Below are 18,436 nucleotides of genomic sequence, written 5' to 3' on the forward strand. Positions count from 1 at the left end.
ATTCTTCATCCATGGCCTGATCGGCGCTTTGTCGTCAAGCACTCAAGGTAGGAGCCCGGTGCCTAAATTGGGCACGCCGGGATCTGTGCGGGGGGTGTTCAGTAATGGACATCCCTACCGCAATCGAGGAGAACGCTGAATGAACGACGCAATCGATCCGGCGATGGTGGCCGTGCTGACGCAACTGTGGCGGGCAAAGCAGGAGACGCCGGCACGCGCGTGGTCGCTGGCGAAGCTCGCGAAACAGGCCGATCTGCCGATGAGCACGCTCAAGCGGCAACTGACGTCGCTGACGGACGCGGGCCTAGTCGAGACGAAGGACGACGAGGAAGGCACGGGCAGCGCGTAGCTGAGCGAAGGCGGGGAGACGTTGTGTGCGGCGGTGTTTGGGAATAATCGGCCTTGAATCCCCTGTCGTCTTTGATATACGATGTAGATATCAAATATCGAGGAGCAGGAAATGGGTCGAATTCTGGTCGATCTGCCAGATGAACAGATTGACGAACTGGCCGCATTGGGCGAATTGCAGCAGCGTTCCCGCGCGGCAGTCATTTGCGATGCCATTAGCGAGTATGTCGAGAGCAATAAACGGCGTCCGGCGGTTGACGTGTTTGGCTTGTGGAAGAATCGGCGGATCGACGGTTTGCGCTATCAGCAGGAGTTGCGGGAGGAATGGTAAAAGCGGTCTTCGATACGAATATCCTGATCGACTATCTCAACTCTATCGATGCGGCGAGAATCGAACTGGAGCGCTACGAGCAGCGCGCGATCAGCATCATTACATTGATGGAAGTACTTGTCGGCGCGAGGCCTGACGAAGCCCCGGCGATCCGCGCGTGGTTGTCTACATTCGACGTCATCCATCTCGACCTTGCCGTAGCGAATCAAGCGGTTTCGATTCGGAGGAAGTCGCGCATGAAATTGCCCGATGCGATCGTCTGGGCGTCCGCACAGTTGACGAACGCGTTGCTCGTCACTCGCAATACGAAGGATTTTTCGGCGGACGATCCCGGTGTCCGCGTCCCTTACCAACTCTAGTTGAATCCTCGGCGCCGCCTTGGACATCCACATCACGCTCCATGGCCGCCGCGACCTGACCGGCCAGATCTACGGCCAGTTGCGCGCGGGCATCATCGAGGGAAGGCTGGCCGCGCATGCGCGTCTGCCGTCCACGCGCGATCTCGCCGCGCAGCTCGGCGTTTCGCGCAAGACCACGCTCGATGTCTTCGAGCGGCTCATCGCGGAAGGCTTTCTGCGCACGCGCGCGGGCGATGGCACTTTCGTCGCCGATGGCCTGACGCGTCTGCCGGCCGCGCGCGCCGAAGCCGCGACGTCGCACGCGCGCGCGACCGGCATCTGGCGCGCGATGCCCGAGCGCATGGCCATGCCGATGCCGCCCGCCGAATTCACGCTCGATTGCGATTTCAGAGGCGGCGTGACCGACAAGACACTGTTTCCCTACGACGACGCGTGGCGACGCTGCTTGAATCAGGCGCTGCGCAAGCAGGCGCGCGGGCGGCGGCGTCGCGGGGTATCGCGATCCGGGCGGCGAGCAGGAATTGCGGCTCGGCATCGCGCGTTACCTCGCTTTCAGTCGCGCCGTGACGTGCAACTGGCAGGACGTGATCGTCACGCAAGGCGCGCAGCAGGCGCTCGATCTGCTGGCGCGCGTGGTCGTTCAGCCGGGCGATGTCGTCGCGGTCGAAGAGCCGGGTTATCCGCCGGCGCGCGCGCTGTTCGCCGCGCAGGGCGCGCGGATCGCCCATGTGCCGGTCGATGGCGAAGGCATCGTCGTGCGCAAGCTGCCGCGTAATACGCGGCTCGTCTACGTGACGCCATCGCATCAGTTTCCGCTCGGCATGCCGATGAGTCTGGAGCGCCGCATCGAACTGCTCGAATGGGCGGCGAAGCGCGGCGCGGTGATCGTCGAGGACGATTACGACGGCGAGTTCCGCTTCGAAGGACGGCCGGTGGAGTCGCTCAAGAGTCTCGATCGCGCGGGGCTGGTCGCTTATGTCGGCACGTTTTCGAAGACGATGTTTCCGGATTTGCGGATCGGCTACGTCGTGCCGCCGGCGGCGCTCGCCGGGCCGCTCTGGAGCGCGAAGCAGATCTGCGACTGGCATAGCTGCCTGCTCACGCAAAGCGCGCTCGGCGCGTTCATGCTCGACGGCGCGTACGCCAAGCATCTGCGTCGCATGCACAAGGCGTATGCGGAACGGCGCGCGACATTGCTGCGCCATCTCGCGACCGGTCTCGCGCCGTGGTTCGAAGCGCTGCCCGCGACGGCGGGCATTCATCTCGTCGCGCATCTGACGGACACGCTCGACGAAGCACGCGTCGTCGCGGCGGCGCGAGAGGTGTCGGTCGGACTGTATGGAATCCGCGGCTTTTACGCGGACAAGTCAACCGAGCAGGGCGTGCTGCTCGGCTACGGCGGGACGAACGTCGACGCCATCGAGCGCGGCATGACACGGCTCGCCGCGCTCATGCCGACGCTCTGATCATCGCGCGATCACTGATCGCACAACAGCAGCACTTTTTCCTGCGCGGTGCAGCTCTGCTTCTTGGGCTTCGGCGCATCGGCGTCGACGCTGCGGGCGGACACTTGCTGCGCGCCGCCCGGCGATTGCTTGGCCAGCGCATCACGATGCGCGATGCACGAACGCAGCCGCTTTTCCATCGGCGGATAGTACTTCCAGCCCTTGGTCAGCGGCGGCAATTCGAGATGCACCTGCTTCCACTTCGGATGCCCGCTCGTCTGCAACTGGTCGAAGTTCGTGCACAGCGAATCCGCGAATTTCGACAGCGCGCCGACCGTGCCGCGCAGGCCGTAATCGTAGGTCACGAGGAAAGCCTTGACGGTGAGCGTCGGCGTATCTTCGTTGATCCAGTTCGGATAACTCGACGTGCGGATCGTCGCAGGAAAATAGGTCTGCTTGGCGCGCGCGGTTTCGGGCGCGTTCGGGTCCAGACGCAGCAGCTTGATCTGTTGCAGCAGTTCCGGATTCATATCCTGGAACAGCTTGGCCGGCTGACCAGCGACGATCACCGCGACGTCGAGCTTGCGCACGATCAGCTTGGCGAGCGAATCCTCGTTGTTCAGATGCTGCTCGTTGCCCTCGGCGATCGGCTCGCCGAACATCAGCCGATAAAGCGTTTCCGCCGACAACGCCGTGCCGCTGCCGTTCGGCCCGACACTGATGTTCTTCCCCTTGATCTCGTTGATGTACTTGAGCGGCGAATCCGAGCGCACGACGAAATAGATCTCTTCGTCATACAGCGGCATGATGAGCCGCAGTGGCTGAATGACCTGCGCGGCATCCTTGTTGCCCGACGCGGCCATGTCCATATACGCCTGATACACGTCGCTCTGCACCAGCGCGAACTTCACGCCCGCCTCGTAGCGCATGCGCTGCACGTTTTCCGCCGATCCCTGCGACGGCAGCACATCCAGATTGATGCCGGCCGGATCGGCCACATACTTGGACAAGTCCCGTCCGATCTGGATATACGTGCCGCGTTCCTGGCCCGTCGTGATCTTGTACGGCACCGGATCGGCAGCGTACGCCGACGTGACGGCCGCGCACAGGCCGCTAGCAGCGCCAGCGCCCCGCGTTCCGCATGAATTGATTTGCAAACATGATTGACCCTTGATCGGAATTAAACGCGTGCTACGAAACGCGCGATGCCCTCGCATCGCGCGAAATCTGTCATTCTGTCGTGCAACGTGCGGCGCGAGGCGGGTGTCTCCTGGCTGCGCCGCTTGGCTTGTCGTTCGTCGTTATTGCTTGTTGTCGCTTGTTATTACTTGTTATTGCTCGTTCTCTTGCTTGTTCTTTACTCGGCGGGTTTGGGCATCGTGTCCGAGCCGCTCCAGCCGTATTGTTTGATCGCGCGTTCCAGTGCTTCGGTCTTGTCTCCGTCGATATGCGCCTGCGCCGACGTGGGCGTGGTGGCGAGCGTGGCCGTCGTCGCGACCGTGTTGACGCTTGTCACGGCGGTGCGGGGCGCGGCTTGCGTCGTCGTCGCGGCTGCCGTGCCTTGTGCGGCGACGACCGGCACGCGCTGCGCGATCGGGCGCGCGGCGGCGGCCGTCGCGTGCGGCGCGGTGACCGGCGCGGTGGCGTTGCCGAGCAATTGCGGCGTGCCCGACGATGACGGCTGGATCGGCGATTGTTCGAGATAACGCGGCGCGTGCGGCGTCGACGATTGCGCGGCCGGCGCGGCGGGCGCCGCCGGCTGCTGCGCGGGCGTCTGGCCGAGATACTGCGGACCGTGCGGCGAGGCGGGCTGTCCCTGCGTGTCGCCGATGTACTGCGGCGCGCGGCGTCGGCGCGGTCTGCATGGCGGGCGCCGAAGGCGCATTGTTGGCCGTGGTCGCTGGCGCGTTGGTGACGCCCGGAATCGTCGGCGTGGCGGCGGCGACGCTCGGCGTGCCCGGCGTCGGCATGACCGGCGCGGACGGCGTACCCGTGATGCTCGGCGCGCCGACCGTCGCGGCGGTGAGCGCGTTGGTCGCGGCCTGCGCGCGGGCGAGCCGGTCCGAGCGCGACGACGGCGTATCGCTGTCGATGTGCGTGTCGTCGGTGGCGGGCGTGCGCGCGGCCATCGCGCCGTGTTGTGCGGCGCGACGGTCGACGGATCGCTGGCCGGCGGACGGTTTCGCCGATGGCGCGGTGACCGCCGGCGTCGTCACGGCGATATTGCCTTGCGCGCCGGGCGCCTGCACCGGCGCGACGGCCAGCGACGACGATTGCGTCTGCGTCGGCAGATCCGGCTTCGCGGCGTTGGCGGTATTTGCGGGCGGCGGCGTGGTCCAGCGCCTTCTTGGCGAGCGCCGTCGTGCTCGACGCCCAGCCCGCGTGCTCGATCACTTTCTCAAGCATCGCCTGCGATTCGGTATTGCCGATATCCAGCGCCAGCGCCTCGACGGCGTTCTGCTGCACGCACGACCACGCGGCCGTCCGTTCGCACGCGCGGGCGAGCTGCAGCGCCGCGTCGCGCTGCAATTCGCGTTTGACGAGCTTGTCCTTCATCGGCGCGTATTCGGGGCGCGTCTGCTGCTGCGCGGTGACGATTTTCATCTGTCCGCGCACGGCCGTCAGATCGTGCTGATCGAGCGCGAGGCGCAGACCGGTCAGTGCATCGCCGGATGCGATTGCGCGGGCTTGCGTCTGCGCGTGCCGCTCGGCGATGGCCGGCGCGACGCTCGAGGTCGTCGTACTACTCGAACCGTGCGTCACGCCGAATTTGGAATCGATCGCGCCGGAGACGCTGTGATCGGCGGAAGGCGACGTATCGTCCGCCGAGCCGCCGTACTGGAGATAAAACATAAAACACCGCGCCGGTCAGCAAAGCCAGCGCGCACGCGCCGGCGATGACGGTCTTGCGCTGGCTCCATTTGTCGGAGCCGGGCAGGGCGTCGGGATTATCGGGATCGTTGGCCTGACTGGCATAGACGCTGCGGGCAGATTTTTCGACGCGAAGCATCTGCCGCGTCCGATGTTCCGCCGCCTTGCGCGCGATGCGCTCGCTCGCCCGCGACGGATTCCACGATCCGCCCCAGGTCGGTTCGCCTTCGTCCGCGCCACCGGATGCCGCATCCGACCCCAGCGACGCACTCGCGGATGCGCCCGCCGATGCCAACGGCTGCGACGATGTCTGTTCGAACATGCTGCCTCGTTTCCGCTCCGTGCGGGCCTCGCCGTCGTCCTTGCGGCCGAATGCGGCGTTGCGGTCCGCCCCGCAAGTGGGGCAGCTGTCGGCGTTCTTGCGCATCGTGCTGCCGCAACGCTGGCAGACGACGGAGAACATGGATGCGGGAAACGTCAAACGCGTGGTCATGCTAAAAGCCCTCGAAGGACATATGCGATGAAGTTGCCGATGTCGCGTGGCCGCCATGCGCGCCTAACGGGCGTGCGTGAACGCAGGGGAACCATCCCGCGGCAGCAATCCTTCGTACTGTTTCCCTGGGCGTCAGGCCTGCGCTGTGACGCTTTATTACAGTGAAAAATTCGAATATGGGACAACCCTCCTCGGACGTCAATCGCATTTCCCACCTATCTCGGGCCGCCGGCGATGCAGCGACTGTCTCTTGTCGCGCCGCGCTCGTGGCGCGTCGCTCGCCTTTCGGCGTGCGTCTGGCGCCTGTCGATCACAGCCGGCGTCTGGCCCTCGGGAGATGTGAAGCGTCTGGATCGCCGCGGGCCGTGGCGTTTTCGTCGTCCGGAAACGCGCCATGCGACTCGCTGTCATCGCTCACTTGTTTCTGACATTTTGGGTGCGACGCAGCGGTTTGGAGCCGCCAATCCATAGCCGATAAACGACAAGGCGTCTCGACCGGTAGATAACCCACTGATGGGAAAGAAAATCGCGTGCTCAATCGGCGCTTGCGTTGCGCAAACGCTTGCGTCGAAAACGAAAATGTGCGTGCAACTTTTTTGCTTTTTCGCGTGGCGAAGATATTTCGCTATCCGAATCGATTGGTGTGTTTCGTCGCCGTATATAGCGCCGAAAGCGCAACGGGCCGCGACGCGCTCCACGCGCCGCGACCCGTCATCGACTACTTAATTCCGGCGATGCTTCAGCTGGCCAGTTGCAGCTTGCCGTCGATACGGCGATTCAGGCCGAGCGGATTGTCCGTCTTCAGCGAGTCCGGCAGCAGCGCGTCCGGCAGATCCTGATAGCTCACCGGGCGCAGGAAGCGATAGATCGCCATGCTGCCGACCGACGTCGAACGGCCGTCCGCCGTCGACGGGAACGGGCCGCCGTGGACCATTGCGTGGCCGACTTCCACGCCCGTGCCGAAGCCGTTCACCAGCAGACGGCCGGTGCGGCGCTCGAGCGCGGGCAGCACGCGCTTGGCGTCGGCGTAATCCGCTTCGTCGATATGCAGCGCCGAAGTCAGCTGGCCTTCGAGCGATTCGACCAGTTCGAGCATCGCGTCGAGGCTCGGGCAGCGCACGATCAGCGACGACGCGCCGAAGATTTCCTCTTGCAGATCATGGCTCTTGCGGAACGCGTCGGCGGTCGTGACGAACAGCGCCGACTGGCCCTGATTGTCGCCCTTGGCGGCGAGACCGCGCGCGGCGCAGGTCACGTCGGCGTGATCGCCGGCCTTCGAGACCGAGCTTTCGTAGGTCTTGTAGATACCCGGCGTCAGCATGGTCTGCGCGGCCGTTTCCTTGAGCGCCGCGGATGCCGATGCGATGAATTTATCGAGATCCGGACCGTCGATGGCGAGCACCAGACCCGGATTCGTGCAGAACTGGCCCGCGCCGAGCACGAGCGATTGCACGAACGCCTTGCCGATGGCTTCGCCACGGTTCTTCAGCGCGTTCGGGAACAGCAGAACCGGGTTGATGCTGCTCATTTCCGCATAAACGGGGATCGGTTCCTTGCGTGCGGCGGCGATCTTCATCAGCGCCGTGCCGCCTCCGCGCGAACCCGTGAAGCCCGCTGCCTTGATGCGGTTATCCGCCACCAGACCCTGGCCGATGTCGCGGCCGCTGTCGAACAGCAGCGAGAACGTGCCTTCCGGCAAACCGCAATCCTTGACCGCCTTCTGCACCGCGCGGCCGACGAGTTCCGCCGTGCCCGGATGCGCCGAGTGCGCCTTGACGATCACCGGGCAGCCGGCGGCCAGCGCCGATGCCGTATCGCCGCCCGCGACCGAGAACGCCAGCGGGAAGTTGCTCGCGCCGAACACCGCGACCGGGCCGAGGCCGATCTGACGCAGACGCAGATCAACGCGCGGCAGCGGCTTGCGTTCCGGCTGCGCCGGATCGATACGCACGTCCATGAAGTCGCCGTTGCGCACGACTTCCGCGAACATGCGCAACTGGCCGACCGTACGGCCGCGCTCGCCTTCGAGACGCGGACGCGGCAGGCCGCTTTCCATCATGCAGCGTTCGATCAGATCGTCGCCGATATCGAGGATGTTCTGGGCGATCGTTTCGAGAAACTTCGCGCGCGCTTCCGGCGAGGTTTCGCGATAGACGTCGAACGCGGTCCAGGCCAGCGCGCACGCGCGGTCGAGGTCGGCCAGCGTCGCGCCGCCGAAAGCCGGTTCCATCGCCGCGCCGGTCGACGCGTTGACGGCCTTGATCGAGCCGTTGCTACCGAAAGCCGATTGCTGACCGATGAGCAGATTGCCAGTGAGTTGCATGGTGTCTCGTCCTTGCGAAGAGTGATTTCATGGCAGACCAGTTGTACGATGACTGCCGCCTTGCCGCGAATATACGGCCTCGCGGGCGTCGCTGTATAGTGAAACCTTTCCATCGGATGATCGCTTTTAGGAATCACCCACGGGCCGGATGAGCGGATGAAGAACACGCTGGATGTACTGATGTCGCGGCTGCGCATGAAGCAGTTGCAATTGCTGATTGCGCTCGACGATCACAAATCGCTGCACAAGACCGCCGGCGCGATGGCGATGACGCAATCGGCCGCGAGCAAGGCGCTCGCCGAACTCGAATCGATGCTCGAAGCGCCGCTGTTCGAGCGCGCCAAGACCGGGCTGATCCCGAATCCGTTCGGGTGCTGCGTGGTGCGCTATGCGCGCGTGCTCGCCGCCGATCTCAGTTCGCTGTGTCAGGAAGTCGCGCAGATTCGCGCGGGCACGGGCGGCCGGCTGACGGTCGGCACGATCATGGACGCGGTGCCGGGCGTGGTCGCGCCGATCGCCAACGACATGCACGCGAAGCATCCGGACCTCGCCATCGAGATCGTCGAGGACACCAGCGCGAACATGCTCGTGATGCTCGACGACGGCCGCGTCGATCTGGTGATCGGGCGCGCGAGCGTGTCGGATCAGCCGTCGAAGTATCACTATCAGCCATTGACGGACGAACCGATGTCGGTCGTCGTCGGGCGCGATCATCCGCAATTGAGCGAGCGAGGCGGGCGCGAGGTCAGCCTCGCGGATCTGGCGAAGCTGCGCTGGGTCACCTATCCGACCTACATGCCGATGAACGCGCTGCTCGAACGCGAACTCGATCTCGCCGGCCTCACCATGCCCGCGAATCCGATCTCGACTGCATCGCCGCTCGTGACCGTGACCTTGCTGCAGCAGAGCGAGGAGCTCGTATCGATCCTGCCCGCGAGCGTCGCGCGCCTGTTCGAAAGCACGGTATGTTGCGCATCCTGCCGGTCGCGATGAAATCGAAATCGCAGACTTACGGCATCGTCACGCGCAAGGGCGGCGCGCTATCGCCTGCCGCGCGCCAGTTCGTGCAGATGCTGCGCGAACAGAATCGCGCCCATTGACGCTCAGCGCGTCGCGACGATGAAAAAGCGCGGGAACGGCAGCAGCACCGTGCCATCGGGCAGCACAGCGTAAGCCGACTCCAAAGCCCCGCGATAACGCTCGAGAAACGCGGGCTGTTCGTCCTTGTCAAGTCTGGCGAGAAACGGCCGCAGCGCGCTACCCTTGAACCATTCGATCACCGCGTCCAGCCCGCCTTCCAGCGGATGATGATAAGTCGTGCGCCACACGTCGACTTGCGCGCAATGCGTCTTGAGCAGCGAGTAATACGCCTCGGCCCTGAAGCGCACCGTGCGCTCGACGCCCGTGAGCTTGTCGCGCCACGGGCCGTCTTGCGCGGCGACCAGCATCATCTTGTGGGCGGGCTCGTCGAGGTTGTCGGGCATCTGCACGGCGAGCCGTCCGCCGGGCGCGAGTTTGTAGACGAGGCCGGGCAGCAGCGTTTCGTGATCGCCGACCCATTGCAGCGACGCGTTGGCGAGTATCAGATCGAACGGGCCGGGCGCATCCCACGCGGAAACATCGGCGAGTTCGAAAGGCACGTTCGGCAGACGTTCGCGCGCGGCGGCGATCATGTCCGCCGAATTGTCGATGCCCGTCACGCTCGCGTGCGGCGCGTAATCGAGTAGCGTTTGCGTCGAATTGCCCGGACCGCAAGGTCCACCGCGGTGCGAACCTCGTTCGCGCGCGCCGCGTTCAGCAGATCGCGCACCGGGCGCGTGCGTTCCGCTTCGAAGCGCGAGTATTGTTTGGCGTGCCAATCTGTATCTGCTGCCGATGATGTCAATGCGCTCATGCAAGCCTCCTCGAAAGACGACATCGGCATGGTATCCGACACGCGTAACACGTTGCATTTCGCGACGCGATCGGACCGGCGAAAGACGCGGTAAGTCCTACCTCCATTGATCACGAAATAGCTTAAGACAACGCTCGGAATTCCTCTTTCCGGCGACCCGTCGTCCTATACTGGCTGAGCGCCGCGGCGGCCATTTTCCGCGTGCACTTCAATGGTTCATTAATAAGAACGACGCGCCGGACAGCGGCGCCAGCAACAGGAACTCGCAGATGAGCGACACCCCAGTCGGCGGCTTGAATGGTCTCGTGGCCGCGCTGCGCGCGCAGCAAACCGCGCTCACCGAACGATGGATGAAGCTCGTGTTCGGCGACAACGAAGTCGAGCATTCGGACCAGTTGACCTATCGGCAACTCGCGGATCATCTGCCGAGCATCTTCGAGGAAATCTGCGTGGTGCTCGAATCGCGCAATCTGCGCGATCAGGAAGGCTCCATCGAACACAACGCGTGTCAGCATGGGCAATGGCGCTGGCAGCAGGGTTATCACATCGACGAACTCGTGCGCGAGCTCGATCTGTTTCGGCAAGTGCTGCTCGGCGCGATCGGCGAATACGCATCGGTCGGCGCGCATCTGTCGCGCGAGGACGAAGAGCATGCGCGCCTGATGACCGATGAAGTCGTGAGCTTCGTCACGCTCGCGTCGATTCGCGAAGCCGTCAGCGAACGCGATCGCAAGATCGACGAATACACCGGCATGCTGGAGCGCGCGAATTACGAACTGACGCTGCGGCAGAAACTCATCGGCGATCTGTACGAAACCCGCATGCAGATCACGCGCCGCGTCGCGCACGATCTGCGCAACTTCCTCAATGTGTTTTCGACGGCGCTGCAACTGGCCACGCGTTCCGCCGCCAAGCGCGAGACGGCGCTCGGTCTCGCGCAACGGCAAGTGGCCGACATGGCGACGCTCGTCGATGAAATGGTCGAGTATTCCAAAGTGCTCGGCGACGACTCGATCCTGACCGTCGATCCCTTCGATGTCGTCGAACTCTTCGACGAACTGATGCAGGCGTGCCGCGTCGCGACCGAGGCGAAGGGTTTGAAGCTCGTCGGCCAGCTCGACACGACCTTAGGCGCGGTGACATCGAACCGGCTGAAGGTGAAGCAGGTTGCGCTGAATCTGCTGTCGAACGCGATCAAATACACGACGTCCGGCGAGATCGTGCTGTCGATCAACGCCGCGCCCGACGATCGCTGGCGTCTGCGCGTGACCGATACCGGCGTGGGCATCGGCGCGGACGATCAGGAGCGCGTGTTCGAGGAATTCGAGCGCGCCGCCGGCGACGATATTCCCGGCGCGGGCCTCGGACTCGCCATCGTCAAGGAACTCTGCCGCACGCTGGAAGGCGAGTTGAAGTTCCAGTCGTCGAAAGGACAGGGCAGCGTGTTCGAGGTCAGTTTCCCGCTGGTTCTGGAACCCAAGGCTTCGGCCAAGAACGAATAAAGAAGCAACGGATAAAGAAAAAGGCGAACGGGTTGCCCCGTTCGCCTTCGGTCTCGTGACTGCGTGTTAAATGCTTACGCCGTCACGGCTTCTTCGACCACTTCATCTTCCACCGACGAGCGGATCAGGTGATCGAACGCGGAGAGCGATGCCTTCGCGCCTTCGCCGACCGCGATCACGATCTGCTTGTACGACACGGTCGTCACGTCGCCCGCGGCGAACACGCCGGGAATCGACGTCGCGCCCTTCGCATCGACGACGATCTCGCCGAACTTCGACAGCTCGATGCTGCCCTTGAGCCATTCGGTATTCGGCACGAGGCCGATCTGCACGAATACGCCTTCCAGTTCGATGCGCTTCTCTTCGTTCGTCGCGCGATCCTTATAGACGATGCCGTTCACGCGCTTGCCGTCGCCGGTGACTTCCGTCGTCTGGCCTTGCGTGATGATCACGACGTTCGACAGGCTGCGCAGCTTCTTCTGCAGCACCGCGTCGGCACGCAATTCCGCGCCGAATTCGATCAGCGTGACGTGCGCCACGATGTTCGCGAGATCGATCGCCGCTTCGACGCCCGAATTGCCGCCGCCGATCACCGCGACGCGCTTGCCCTTGAACAGCGGGCCGTCGCAGTGCGGGCAGTAGGCCACGCCGCGTCCGCGATATTCGCGCTCGCCCGGCGCGCCGATTTCACGCCAGCGCGCGCCGGTCGCGAGAATGATCGTCTTCGCCTTTAGCACCGCGCCGCTCGCCAGATGAATCTCGTTGATGCGGCCCGGCACGAGCTTCTCGGCGCGCTGCACGTCCATCACGTCGACTTCGTATTCCTTGACATGCTGCTCCAGCGCGACCGCGAACTTCGGTCCTTCCGTTTCCTTGATCGACACGAAATTTTCGATCGACATCGTGTCGAGCACCTGACCGCCGAAGCGCTCGGCGACCACGCCCGTCGCGATACCCTTACGCGCCGAGTAGATCGCGGCTGCCGCGCCGGCAGGGCCGCCGCCGACGATCAGCGTATCGAACACCGGCTTGTTTTCCAGTTCCTTCGCCGCGCGTTCCGCCGAACCCAAATCGAGCTTGGCGAGAATTTCCTTGACGCCCGTGCGGCCCGAGCCGAAGTTCTGGCCGTTGAGGAACATCATCGGCACGGCCATGACCTGGCGCTCGTCTACTTCGGCCTGGAACAGTGCGCCGTCGATGGCGATATGCTTGATGCGCGGGTTGATCAGCGCCATCACGTTCAGCGCCTGCACGACTTCCGGGCAGTTCTGGCACGACAGCGAGAAATACGTCTCGAAGCTGAAATCGCCGTCGAGGCGCTTGATCTGCTCGATGGTCGCGTCGTCCAGCTTGATCGGATGGCCGCCGGTTTGCAGCAGCGCCAGCACGAGCGAAGTGAATTCGTGGCCCATCGGAATGCCGGCGAAGGTGATGCCCGGCGTCTTGCCAGGTTCGCCGATGGAGAACGACGGACGGCGCGCGCCGGCGTCATCTTTCTCGACGACGCTGATCTGCGTGGTCAGCGAGGCGATTTCATCGAGCAGGCTTTTCAGCTCTTTCGATTTGTCGCTGCCGTCGAGGAAGGCGACGAGCTCGATCGGCCGGGTGACCTTTTCCAGGTAGGCTTTCAACTGCGTCTTGAGATTGGCGTCCAGCATGGCTTTGTCCGTTCCGTTTTCTTTTTGACAGACGTGCTTCGATACGGCGCTTGAACGAAGCGCCATATCGAAAGCATTCAGGGTGTTGCAATCTGCCGCAGACGCGCGGCAGATTCAGTGCAGCTCGTAGAGGGTACGAACTTAGATCTTGCCGATCAGGTCGAGCGACGGGGTCAGCGTTTCTGCGCCCGGCGTCCACTTGGCGGGGCACACTTGACCCGGGTTCTTCGCGATGTACTGCGCTGCCTGCACCTTGCGCAGCAGTTCGCCCGCGTCACGGCCGATGCCGTTGTCGTGGATTTCGCACAGCTTGATCTCGCCTTCCGGGTTGATCACGAAGGTGCCGCGCAGTGCCAGGCCTTCTTCCTCGATCAGCACGTCGAATGCGCGCGAGATGGCCAGCGTCGGGTCGGCGAGCATCGGATACTTGATCTTCTGGATCGTGTCCGACGTGTCGTGCCATGCCTTGTGCGTGAAGTGCGTGTCGGTCGAAACCGAGTAGATTTCCACGCCGAGCTTCTTGAATTCTTCGTAACGGTCAGCCAGATCGCCCAATTCGGTCGGGCAAACGAACGTGAAGTCAGCCGGATAGAACACGAACACCGACCACTTGCCCTTCAGGCTTTCTTCCGTGACGGTCTGGAAATCACCGTTGTGGTAGGCGGTTGCTTTGAACGGCTTGACTTGGCTGTTGATGATGGGCATTACCGGTTCCTCTTTTCGAGTGGTGTTGAAGAAGTAAGTGAACTATACAGGAAACCTATCGCGCTCGCGAAGTGGATTGATTTTATTGTATGGATAGAGGCAATCTATCACGCCGATATTGCTCGCTTTCCCGATCAGGGTTTGCATGGCGCCGCGCGGGCTTCCATGCTTTGAGAGACAGTAGTGGCGGAGCGTGTCATTTCAACAGGAGGCGGTATGAAGATAGGAATAGTCGGAGCCGGAAATATCGGCTCGGCGCTGGCGCTGCGCTGGGTCGAGCGCGGCCACGAGGTGAAGATCGCGAATTCGCGCGGACCGGCGTCGCTTGCGGATATCGCGCGCGAAACCGGCGCGCAGGCCGTCGATGTACGCGATGCCGTGAAGGACGCCGACGTCGTCGTCGTGACGATTCCGCAGGCCAAGGTGCCGAATCTGCCGAAGGACCTGTTCGCGGGCGTGCCGTCGAGCGTCGTCGTGATCGATACCGGCAATTACTATCCGCAGCAGCGGGACGGGCGGATCGACGGCATCGAAAAAGGGCTGACGGAAAGCCGCTGGGTCGAACAGCAGATCGGCCGTCCGGTCGTGAAGGCGTTCAACAATATCTATGCGCAGCATTTGCGCGATCACGGCAAGCCGGCAGGCGCGGCGGGGCGCGTCGCGCTGCCGGTCGCGGACGACGATCCGCAGGCGAAGGCCGTGGTCATGCGCCTCGTCGACGAGATAGGCTTCGATCCGGTCGATGCCGGCGATATCGACGGATCCTGGCGTCAGCAGCCCGCCACGCCCGTCTATACCGCCGATTTCGATGCCGCCGGCGTGCGCGATGCGCTGCACAAGGCCGATCCGGCGCGCAAACCCGAGTGGCGCGCGACCGATCTCAGTCCCGGCGACTTCGACAACCCCGCGTAAGCCAGAGGAAAATCAGGAATAAGCGCGCGACCATGCGACAATCTGCAAACTTTCACGATGGGCCTTAACATGACGAGCCGGAACGCCGCCTTGGAACGCATCGCGGCATCCGGCTGTCATGGACTTGCAGATTGACTATGAAAACCGCTTCTCCCCCGCAGGACGTGCAGAACTCGCAGCCCCGCTTCGGCGAGTGCGACGAGCGCGCGGATGTCGAACTCGTCGCCAACGCCACCATTCCCACTCGCTACGGCGTGTTCGCGTCGTATGTGTATCGCGTGAAGCATACGGACGTGGAGCATATCGCCTTCGTAATGGGCGACGTGGCGAACGGCGACTCCGTGCTCACGCGTCTGCATTCGGAATGCGTGACGGGCGATGTATTCGGTTCGTATCGTTGCGATTGCGGCGAGCAGCTCGATCTGGCGCTGCGTTACATCGCCGCTGAAAGCCGCGGCATTCTGCTGTATCTGCGTGGACACGAAGGGCGCGGCATCGGCCTCGCGAACAAGATTCGCGCGTATGCGCTTCAGGAACAGGGGCTCGATACCGTCGATGCCAACCTCCATCTCGGCCTGCCCGACGACGCCCGCGAATACGATTCCGCCGCCGCCATCCTGCGCGCGATGAACGTGAAGTCGGTGCGCCTGATGAGCAACAATCCGTCGAAGTTCGATACCTTGCTCAAGCACGACATTCCCGTCTGCGAACGCGTGGCGCTGGCCATTCCGATGCGTGAAGAAAACGAGCGCTATATCAAGACCAAGCAGGCGCGCTTCGGCCATTACTTCGACGAGAACGAGTAATTCGAATCACGTCGCATCATGAAATGATGCCGAGCATATGCCTGCGCCCTGAGCGCAGGCGGCTCACGCCGTGCCGCATATTCACGCGATACGGCCCGCGCGTTCCCTGAACCGGCCGATGATGCACCGCGAAGAACACCGCATCGCCTTGCGCGAGCGGCACGACCTCCGCGCGCGACTGCATGCGCGGACGCTGCTCCGTCATCACGAATTCGCCGCCGGTGAAATCGCGTTTCGGCGCGGACAATAGCACCGCCATCTGAATCGGAAAGACGTGTTCGCCGTACAAATCCTGATGCAGACAGTTGTAATCGCCCGGCACGTAGCGCAATAACAAAGGCGTCGGCCGCACCTGTCCCGCGCGATGACAACGCTCGATAAACGCCGCGTGCTCGCGCGGATATCGTGTGTCGATGCCCATGATCTCGTTCCACCGATTCGCAATCGGCGCAAGCGACGGATACACGGCCGCGCGCAAATCGGCGATCACATCCGGTAACGGATAAGCGAAGTACTTGTACTCGCCGCGCCCGAAACCATGCCGCTCCATCACGACGCGGCTTCTGAATTGCGCGTTGTCGTCGTATCGCGCGGCTAGGGCGTCGCATTCTTCCGCGCTCAGCAAGCCAGGCGCGATCGCCGAGCCGAAGCCGTCGAGTTGCGATTCGATGTCCGCCCAATCCAGCGCGCGCGTGCGTGCTTCGATAGTCGTCGCGGCTTCCAGCACCTTCATGTTCGTCCTCCGTGGATGTCCATGAAGTGTGCTTCAAACGCGCAGCCCACGCACTCCGGGTCTTGCGCTGCAATTCAGTGTGCAGTCGCCACTTCCGTGATGCGGTTCTGCAGCGCTTCCTTGCGCGCCGTGATCTTCTTGCCAAGCGCGGCGAGATCGAGCGAGGTCCGCCGAATCTCCGGAAACAGTTCCGATTCCTCTTCCTCGACGTGATGCGTCACGTTTTCCTTCAGCACCTTGAAGGTCGCGTCGAAGCCGTCGTCGCTCGCCTTCAGCGTGGCGAATTTCTCGATCAGCATCTTGACCAGATAGTGCTCGACGAACGGCTTCGTCGACATCGATGCGATGGCCTTTTCCCAGCGCATCGCGCGCGGCGGGGTAGAGCAGTTCTTCTTCGACGATCGAATGAATCGTCAGCAATTCGCACGTGCGTTGCACGAGCGTGGTCTTGCGTTCCAGATCGTCGTGTTCGGCGCGCGAATAGGCGTCGAAAAGCTGATCGACCGCGCGATGATCCGCCTCGAGGATGTCGAGCGCGTCGGGATGCTGCATGGAATGAGCCGTGGTCATGTCGTAACTCCTGTGGGGACTGTTCGAAAAGCATGGCGTCGCTGCGCCATTCGGCCCTTCTCATTCAACAAGGCAGGTGCCACAACGCCGGGCTTTTACGCGCTGAACAGATCGCGCTCGCGCAGCACTTTGACGCGCCACCACGCAGGCAGCAGACGCCGCACTTCGCCACGCGTATAGCGATCGTCGATCAGATACACCACGCCGCGATCGTCGGGTCCGCGAATCACGCGGCCGGCGGCCTGTACGACCTTCTGCAAGCCGGGAAACAGATACGCGTAGGCATAGCCTTCGCCGAACGCATCGTGCAGACGCGTTTTCATCTGCTCATTGACGGGATTGAATTGCGGCAGGCCGAGCGTCGCCACGAACGCGCCGACGAGCCGCGTGCCCGGCAGATCGATCGCCTCGCCGAACGCGCCGCCCAGCACCGCGAAGCCGATGCCGCGCCCGTCCGGCTCGAAGCGCGCGAGAAACGCGTGTTGCTCGGATTCGCTCATCGTGCGCGCCTGCAGCCAGACGGGAATCGACGGATGCCGCGACGTCAATGCGTCGGCCACTTGTGCGAGATAGTCGAAGCTGCTGAAGAAGCTCAGATAGTTGCCCGGCGCGCGCGCGTATTGCGCGGCGATCATGTCGGCGATGCGCTCGACGGATTGCGCCCGATCGCGATAACGCGTCGAGACATCGGCGATGGCGCGCACATCGAGTTGCTCCGCGACGAACGGCGATTCCACGTCGATGCGCACGCTCGTCTGCGGCAAGCCGAGCGTGTCGGCGTAGAAGTGCGCGGGCGTGAGCGTCGCCGAAAACAGCGCCACGCTATGCGCGCGGGCGAAACGCGGCGCGAGATGCGGCGCGGGAATCACGTTGCGCAGACACAGTTGCGCATGACGTCCGCGCGCGTTCGGCAGCGTGATATCGAAGATCGAATGCGAGCCGAAGCGTTCCGCGATCCGCATGAAATGCGCGGCATCGAAATAGAAACGCAGGATCTCCGGCGTGAAAGCGTCGGGCTGTTCGCCGAGCGTTTCGGTCATCAGGCCGACAGCGTAACTGAGCGCTTTCAGCAAGGCATCGGGTACATCGGCGTGCGCCGCGTACTCGATACCTTGCGCCTCCTGATCGCGCACGGCGTCGCTCCATGCGCGCGCGATCCGCGTCAGCGCGCGTTTGATGAACGGCGGCGCGATACGGCGCATCGCATCGAAGGGCGCGCGTTCGAGCGTGGCCGAATACATGCCGCGCGCGCGATCGACCAGGTTGTGCGCTTCATCGACCAGCACCGACACGCGCCAGCGATTCGCTTCCGCGAGCGCGAACAGCATGGCGCTCGTATCGAAGTAATAGTTGTAGTCGCGACCGAGTTTCATAATGCATCTCTCCCATTACAAACCAGGTAGTCTCAACACCTTCTCGTCTTGCAGCGCCTCGAAGTTCCGGGGTCTCCGCTCAATTACGCCCCGCACGCCTATCTGCACGGCCT

14 protein-coding genes and 5 pseudogenes are annotated in these 18,436 nt (G+C 63.3%); 10 read left to right on the plus strand and 9 right to left on the minus strand.

Annotated features, from left to right (window positions below):
- Positions 1-139 precede the first annotated feature (139 nt).
- The 4 genes and pseudogenes from BVER_RS17545 (at position 140) to pdxR (ending at position 2,504) form a co-directional block, all read left to right on the plus strand.
- Positions 140-349 (plus strand): helix-turn-helix domain-containing protein, encoded by a 210-nt coding sequence (locus BVER_RS17545; RefSeq protein ID WP_050454411.1) that lies wholly within the window; start codon positions 140-142, stop codon positions 347-349.
- Positions 350-460: 111 nt separating this feature from the next.
- Complete coding sequence (locus BVER_RS17550) at positions 461-679, plus strand: ribbon-helix-helix domain-containing protein (protein WP_050454412.1); 219 nt, start codon at positions 461-463, stop codon at positions 677-679.
- Positions 673-1,038: a type II toxin-antitoxin system VapC family toxin gene (locus tag BVER_RS17555; RefSeq protein WP_050454413.1), complete on the plus strand. Its 366-nt coding sequence runs from the start codon at positions 673-675 to the stop codon at positions 1,036-1,038. The genes BVER_RS17550 and BVER_RS17555 overlap by 7 nt, the downstream gene beginning before the upstream one ends.
- A 19-nt stretch (positions 1,039-1,057) precedes the next feature.
- Positions 1,058-2,504, plus strand: a pseudogene (pdxR, locus tag BVER_RS17560) (MocR-like pyridoxine biosynthesis transcription factor PdxR).
- Between the two features lie 11 nt (positions 2,505-2,515).
- On the opposite strand, the gene BVER_RS17565 reads toward pdxR, so the two are convergent.
- Together BVER_RS17565 and BVER_RS34020 are read right to left on the minus strand one after the other, a co-directional pair.
- On the minus strand, positions 2,516-3,592 hold the full coding sequence (locus BVER_RS17565) for a TAXI family TRAP transporter solute-binding subunit (protein WP_050454421.1): 1,077 nt from the start codon (positions 3,590-3,592) through the stop codon (positions 2,516-2,518).
- 248 nt (positions 3,593-3,840) lie between these two features.
- Entirely contained in the window at positions 3,841-4,368 is a 528-nt protein-coding gene (locus BVER_RS34020; protein ID WP_050454414.1) for a hypothetical protein, read from the minus strand.
- Here BVER_RS34020 and BVER_RS34025 point away from each other — a divergent pair.
- Positions 4,347-5,384 (plus strand): hypothetical protein, encoded by a 1,038-nt coding sequence (locus BVER_RS34025; RefSeq protein ID WP_232316608.1) that lies wholly within the window; start codon positions 4,347-4,349, stop codon positions 5,382-5,384. The genes BVER_RS34020 and BVER_RS34025 overlap by 22 nt on opposite strands.
- Before the next feature lie 143 nt (positions 5,385-5,527).
- Complete coding sequence (locus BVER_RS34030) at positions 5,528-5,878, plus strand: hypothetical protein (RefSeq protein WP_232316609.1); 351 nt, start codon at positions 5,528-5,530, stop codon at positions 5,876-5,878.
- A gap of 708 nt (positions 5,879-6,586) precedes the next feature.
- On the opposite strand, the gene BVER_RS17585 is transcribed toward BVER_RS34030, so the two are convergent.
- Positions 6,587-8,170 carry an aldehyde dehydrogenase (NADP(+)) gene (locus BVER_RS17585; protein WP_050454417.1) on the minus strand — a complete coding sequence of 528 codons (1,584 nt, stop codon included), beginning with the start codon at positions 8,168-8,170 and terminating at the stop codon, positions 6,587-6,589.
- Positions 8,171-8,326: 156 nt separating this feature from the next.
- On the opposite strand from BVER_RS17585, the pseudogene BVER_RS17590 reads away from it, so the two are divergent.
- Positions 8,327-9,270, plus strand: a pseudogene (locus BVER_RS17590) (LysR family transcriptional regulator).
- 3 nt (positions 9,271-9,273) lie between these two features.
- Here BVER_RS17590 and tam read toward each other — a convergent pair.
- Positions 9,274-10,064, minus strand: a pseudogene (gene tam / locus BVER_RS17595) (trans-aconitate 2-methyltransferase).
- Between the two features lie 269 nt (positions 10,065-10,333).
- Between tam and BVER_RS17600 the strand changes: the two are divergent.
- The gene (locus BVER_RS17600) at positions 10,334-11,566 is read left to right on the plus strand and encodes a sensor histidine kinase (protein WP_050454418.1); all 1,233 of its coding nucleotides are present in this window, start codon (positions 10,334-10,336) and stop codon (positions 11,564-11,566) included.
- Positions 11,567-11,640: 74 nt separating this feature from the next.
- Here the strand turns inward: BVER_RS17600 and ahpF are convergent, their stop codons facing one another.
- Both ahpF and ahpC read right to left on the minus strand, forming a co-directional pair.
- The gene (gene ahpF / locus BVER_RS17605; RefSeq protein ID WP_050454422.1) at positions 11,641-13,224 is read right to left on the minus strand and encodes an alkyl hydroperoxide reductase subunit F; all 1,584 of its coding nucleotides are present in this window, start codon (positions 13,222-13,224) and stop codon (positions 11,641-11,643) included.
- Between the two features lie 141 nt (positions 13,225-13,365).
- Entirely contained in the window at positions 13,366-13,929 is a 564-nt protein-coding gene (gene ahpC / locus BVER_RS17610; RefSeq protein WP_050454419.1) for an alkyl hydroperoxide reductase subunit C, read from the minus strand.
- A gap of 216 nt (positions 13,930-14,145) precedes the next feature.
- Between ahpC and BVER_RS17615 the strand changes: the two genes are divergently transcribed.
- Together BVER_RS17615 and ribA are read left to right on the plus strand one after the other, a co-directional pair.
- Positions 14,146-14,841, plus strand: a complete 696-nt coding sequence (locus BVER_RS17615) for an NADPH-dependent F420 reductase (protein WP_198155287.1) — start codon at positions 14,146-14,148, stop codon at positions 14,839-14,841.
- Positions 14,842-14,978: 137 nt separating this feature from the next.
- Positions 14,979-15,647, plus strand: a complete 669-nt coding sequence (gene ribA / locus BVER_RS17620) for a GTP cyclohydrolase II (RefSeq protein WP_050454420.1) — start codon at positions 14,979-14,981, stop codon at positions 15,645-15,647.
- A 6-nt stretch (positions 15,648-15,653) separates the two neighbouring features.
- Here the strand turns inward: ribA and BVER_RS17625 are convergent.
- From BVER_RS17625 to BVER_RS17635, 3 genes and pseudogenes are all read right to left on the minus strand, one after another.
- Positions 15,654-16,380, minus strand: a pseudogene (locus tag BVER_RS17625) (2OG-Fe(II) oxygenase).
- Positions 16,381-16,454: 74 nt separating this feature from the next.
- Positions 16,455-16,950, minus strand: a pseudogene (locus BVER_RS17630) (hemerythrin domain-containing protein).
- A 95-nt stretch (positions 16,951-17,045) separates the two neighbouring features.
- Positions 17,046-18,323: an ATP-dependent DNA helicase gene (locus BVER_RS17635; RefSeq protein WP_232316610.1), complete on the minus strand. Its 1,278-nt coding sequence runs from the start codon at positions 18,321-18,323 to the stop codon at positions 17,046-17,048.
- Positions 18,324-18,436: the final 113 nt, after the last annotated feature.

Origin of the sequence: Candidatus Burkholderia verschuerenii (genome assembly GCF_001189365.1) — a bacterium.
Taxonomy (GTDB): domain Bacteria; phylum Pseudomonadota; class Gammaproteobacteria; order Burkholderiales; family Burkholderiaceae; genus Caballeronia; species Caballeronia verschuerenii.

What these genes read in the sequence shown, in the direction of transcription:
- ahpC (WP_050454419.1), bottom strand. Translation starts at nt 13,929, where the DNA reads ATGCCCATCATCAACAGCCAAGTCAAGCCGTTCAAAGCAACCGCCTAC.
- BVER_RS34020 (WP_050454414.1), bottom strand. Translation starts at nt 4,368, where the DNA reads ATGCGCCTTCGGCGCCCGCCATGCAGACCGCGCCGACGCCGCGCGCCG.
- BVER_RS34030 (WP_232316609.1), top strand. Translation starts at nt 5,528, where the DNA reads ATGCGCTCGCTCGCCCGCGACGGATTCCACGATCCGCCCCAGGTCGGT.
- BVER_RS17600 (WP_050454418.1), top strand. Translation starts at nt 10,334, where the DNA reads ATGAGCGACACCCCAGTCGGCGGCTTGAATGGTCTCGTGGCCGCGCTG.
- BVER_RS17635 (WP_232316610.1), bottom strand. Translation starts at nt 18,323, where the DNA reads ATGAAACTCGGTCGCGACTACAACTATTACTTCGATACGAGCGCCATG.
- BVER_RS17545 (WP_050454411.1), top strand. Translation starts at nt 140, where the DNA reads ATGAACGACGCAATCGATCCGGCGATGGTGGCCGTGCTGACGCAACTG.
- BVER_RS17615 (WP_198155287.1), top strand. Translation starts at nt 14,146, where the DNA reads ATGAAGATAGGAATAGTCGGAGCCGGAAATATCGGCTCGGCGCTGGCG.
- BVER_RS17550 (WP_050454412.1), top strand. Translation starts at nt 461, where the DNA reads ATGGGTCGAATTCTGGTCGATCTGCCAGATGAACAGATTGACGAACTG.
- ahpF (WP_050454422.1), bottom strand. Translation starts at nt 13,224, where the DNA reads ATGCTGGACGCCAATCTCAAGACGCAGTTGAAAGCCTACCTGGAAAAG.
- BVER_RS17555 (WP_050454413.1), top strand. Translation starts at nt 673, where the DNA reads ATGGTAAAAGCGGTCTTCGATACGAATATCCTGATCGACTATCTCAAC.
- BVER_RS34025 (WP_232316608.1), top strand. Translation starts at nt 4,347, where the DNA reads ATGGCGGGCGCCGAAGGCGCATTGTTGGCCGTGGTCGCTGGCGCGTTG.
- BVER_RS17585 (WP_050454417.1), bottom strand. Translation starts at nt 8,170, where the DNA reads ATGCAACTCACTGGCAATCTGCTCATCGGTCAGCAATCGGCTTTCGGT.
- ribA (WP_050454420.1), top strand. Translation starts at nt 14,979, where the DNA reads ATGAAAACCGCTTCTCCCCCGCAGGACGTGCAGAACTCGCAGCCCCGC.